4 protein-coding genes are annotated in these 3,604 nt (G+C 55.7%); 1 reads left to right on the plus strand and 3 read right to left on the minus strand.

The features are described from left to right. From G113_RS22210 to G113_RS19485, 3 genes are all read right to left on the minus strand, one after another. A partial coding sequence (locus G113_RS22210) for an oxidoreductase (protein ID WP_005911170.1) occupies positions 1-102 on the minus strand: 102 nt, incomplete at its 3' end. 474 nt (positions 103-576) lie between these two features. Beyond that, a complete protein-coding gene (locus tag G113_RS19480; protein ID WP_005911173.1) occupies positions 577-1,095 on the minus strand; it encodes a hypothetical protein in 519 nt (172 codons plus the stop codon). 408 nt (positions 1,096-1,503) lie between these two features. Beyond that, positions 1,504-2,430: a cation diffusion facilitator family transporter gene (locus G113_RS19485; RefSeq protein WP_005911175.1), complete on the minus strand. Its 927-nt coding sequence runs from the start codon at positions 2,428-2,430 to the stop codon at positions 1,504-1,506. A 179-nt stretch (positions 2,431-2,609) separates the two neighbouring features. On the opposite strand from G113_RS19485, the gene G113_RS19490 reads away from it, so the two are divergent. After that, positions 2,610-3,604: FAD-binding oxidoreductase (locus G113_RS19490; protein ID WP_005911178.1), on the plus strand; the 995-nt coding region annotated here is incomplete at its 3' end.

Below are 3,604 nucleotides of genomic sequence, written 5' to 3' on the forward strand. Positions count from 1 at the left end.
GGGCTGGCTGGCGCGGGAACGGGTCATGGGGGGCATGACGATACGGTTGTTGAGGTGAAGCTGGCCGAGGCGCAGGGGGCAGAACAGGGGATCATGGCTCATCTGGGTGTCCTCATCGGGTTGATGGAGTCACTCTAGCGAGACATATCATTGAGATAAACCCAGGTATTCTCAAAAGAGTGCTGCATTTATGTCAATAATGTGGTCAAGGAGAGAGTCGGAGCTGACGGCCTCAGGGAGGCGGCGGATTCTTTCCTGATCTGAATGGAAGGGGGCAAGCTATTTATATGGACATACTCTGATATAACGAAACAGACTGCGTTTAATTTAACACTATTTTCACGTCGTTCACGTCGGGAGTTTTAATATCGGCAGTCAAATACAGACTGTGGAATAGGTGGTGTTGTTCTACATCAATAAAGCTCACGAAATTATTTAAATGTATAATAATATTTTTCGATTAATTATATGCCCACCCTGGCGGGAAATGAAAGATGGGAGGAATTGCCTCCCATCTTTGCTATTAAACCAGCTTGATGCTGCGTATCCGCCTGACACTTCGGAGCCGAATCTTGCTTAGGAGCCGGTATAGGCTGCACCCTGAACATGACCTTGTTTGTCACTCAGGCAGGACCAGGGCGCCTGGGCACCTGGTACTTCAATAGTGACGCCCACCCCAGCCTCTGAGTCCAGCACCTCAAGCACATTGAGTTTGCTGACGGCTGTCCCAGTCTTGCTTGCTACGGCCTTCAGACAGGCGCTCTCGGCAGCGCTGGCTTTCGCTTTATTGGCTGGGGCGGCTTTCGCTGCAGCTTGAGCCGGTTGGCAGACACCAGAGCCCTGCTTGCTGGTATAGGAGACATCATACTGGGTGCCTGTCTTGCTGATGGATAGGGTGACGCCGCCGCCCTTGGCCTCATAGAAGTCATCGCTGTATTTTTTGAGCTTGGCTTCTTTGCCATTGATGTAAACGGGGCCGCCAGCATCGGCGTGCAGTTCGATCTGGCCTGGACACTGGTAGTTCAACTGAGGAATGGCAGCACTGGCAGAGCCAGCCACGAACAATGCCGTCAGTGTGATAAAAGTCTTTCTCATGGGGTTTGCCTTTGAAGGTTTAATAACAGGTTATTGATGGTTGTCAGGCGAGTGTTAATTCCATTGGGAGTAGTGGTGAGCCAAATCATCATGAAGGAATAAATAGCTGCGAAACGTAATTTTGGCAATCACTTTTTATTTGCGATACGGATAGCGGTGATTGATTGTCGCAGCAAGGTAAATATTTTTCGTTTATCTGGTTTTTATTAAATCATACCAAGTTGGGTAAATGTGATGCAGAAGATAGGCCTGCGCTGGGTATTGAGTGCGCGACGGGAGCCGGCAAACTGTGAGGGAGAGGGAAATGGCGCCGTGTTGAGGTTGGTGACATGGACGGCGATACAGGTAGGAAGCGGTCTGGACGCGGGGCAGGGCCCCGCGTTGCGTGCTGTTAGTTACAACCAGTCTTTATAGCCAGCGTTTCTCGCGGGTGAAGCAGACCGACAGCCAGGCGTCCCCCAGGGTATCGCCGAGGCGGGACCAGAGCTCCTGGCGCAGGGCATCCTGGCGCTCGACAGGCCATTCCTGACCCGGGGCCACCAGGATGTTGAGCTCGAGATCGAAGCGGCGGCCGCTTTTCGCCAGATGACTGTGGCACTCGAACCCGTAGCGCTGGCGCAGGGCCTCGATTTCGCGCGCGACCCGCCGTGGCACATCTCCTTTGGGAGCTACTTTGAGCACCTCCCGCAAGTTGCGGCCCAGAACCTTGATGGGGATCAGGGTGGCGCACAGGGCAAGCAGGGTGACCAGTATGGGGTCAATGTAGCGGTTGTAGTGGCCGTAACCTATGGCGTCCAGGCCGATGGCGACCACAAAACCGATGAGCAGGGTAGCACTGAGCAGGGTATCGACCAGCCACTCCTTGGAGTCGACGCGCACCAGTTCGGAGTTGACCCGTTCGGCAACCGCCGCCTCGACGTGGTAGATGATGGCGCAGAAGAAAGTGCAGACGGCGGCGTAGATGAGGGCGTGGCCGAGGTCTATCTCTCGTCCTCCCTCCAGCAAGGAGGTGATGCCGCTATAAAGCGCGCCGAGGCAGAGCAGCAGTATGATGGTGCCGTTGATGACGTTGGTGATGGGCTCAAAGTGGGCGTAGCCGTACTGAAAGCGATCGTCGGAGGGACGTGTGACCAGGTAGGCGGTGACTAATCCTAAGCCCGTCATGCCCATGCTGAACAGGGTGAAGATGCCATCAAGCATGATGGCGTTGGAACCGGCGAACAGACCATAACCGATCCCGAAGATGGCGAAGCTGATGCAACCAAATAGTGACAGTGTCAAAGCTTGTTTTTCGGTGGTGATAAACGTACTGATAACATGGCTGAGGTGAGCCATAACAATCCTCCTTTCAAATGGTGAATAATGGTGAATATTGCCGATCGCAAGCGGTTTTCTTGCTGATATACTGGCCGCCACATGTGAGCTGACCGCCCATGACTCGGCCAACGCCGCCGTGTCGGGCCGTCGTAGTCGCCGGTACGCCGGCATAAAGCAATGGAAGGCAACAAGGATTCATGATCCCGAGACTCGATTACCAGGACAGTTTGTCACCCACAACCCTGCAGTTTCTTGAGTTGCTAGGGCGCTGTGCATTTCGTGGTGATATCGAAAAGTCTTATGCAAGCCGGTTGGCGATGGCGACGGATAACAGCGTCTATCAGGTAGTCCCACAGGCGGTACTCTATCCGCGCAGCACGGATGATATAGCGACCTTGCTCAAGCTGGCTCAGGAACCTGCTTACCAGAGCCTGAGCTTCTTCCCCCGCGGCGGCGGTACCGGCACCAATGGCCAGTCTTTAGGCGGCGGCATTATCGTCGATCTCTCCCGCCATATGAACCAGATCCTGGAAATTAATCTGGAGCAGGGCTGGGTGCGCGCCCAGGCCGGGGTGGTGAAGGATCAGCTCAACGCCTACCTCAAACCTCACGGCTACTTCTTCTCGCCGGATCTCTCCACCTCCAACCGCGCCACCTTAGGGGGAATGGTCAACACCGATGCTTCGGGGCAGGGGTCGCTCGTCTACGGCAAGACCTCGGATCATGTGCTGGGTTTGAAGGCGGTGCTGGATAACGGTGACATCATGGCGACCGAGCCAGTCACCGGCGCACGTCTGGCGGACAAACTGGCGCTGGAGAGCCGGGAGGGGGAGATTTACCGCACCCTGTACCGCATCGGCCGCGAGCGCCGCGCCGACATAGAGGCCATCTTTCCCAAACTCAACCGCTTCCTGACCGGTTACGATCTCAAGCACCTCTATACCCCGCAAACCGACACCCTGGATGTGAGCCGGGTACTGTGCGGCTCGGAAGGCTCCTTGGGGTTCATCACCGAAGCCAAGCTCAACATCACCCCCATTCCACGCTACCGGACCCTAGTCAACGTCAAGTACGACAGCTTCCCCTCCGCGCTAAGAAATGCCCCCTTTATGGTGGAGGCGCACGCCCTGTCGGTGGAGACCGTGGATTCCCGGGTGCTGGGACTGGCCCGCGCCGACATCATCTGGCATTC

The sequence above is a fragment of the Aeromonas molluscorum 848 genome (assembly GCF_000388115.1).
In the GTDB taxonomy this organism is placed as follows: domain Bacteria; phylum Pseudomonadota; class Gammaproteobacteria; order Enterobacterales; family Aeromonadaceae; genus Aeromonas; species Aeromonas molluscorum.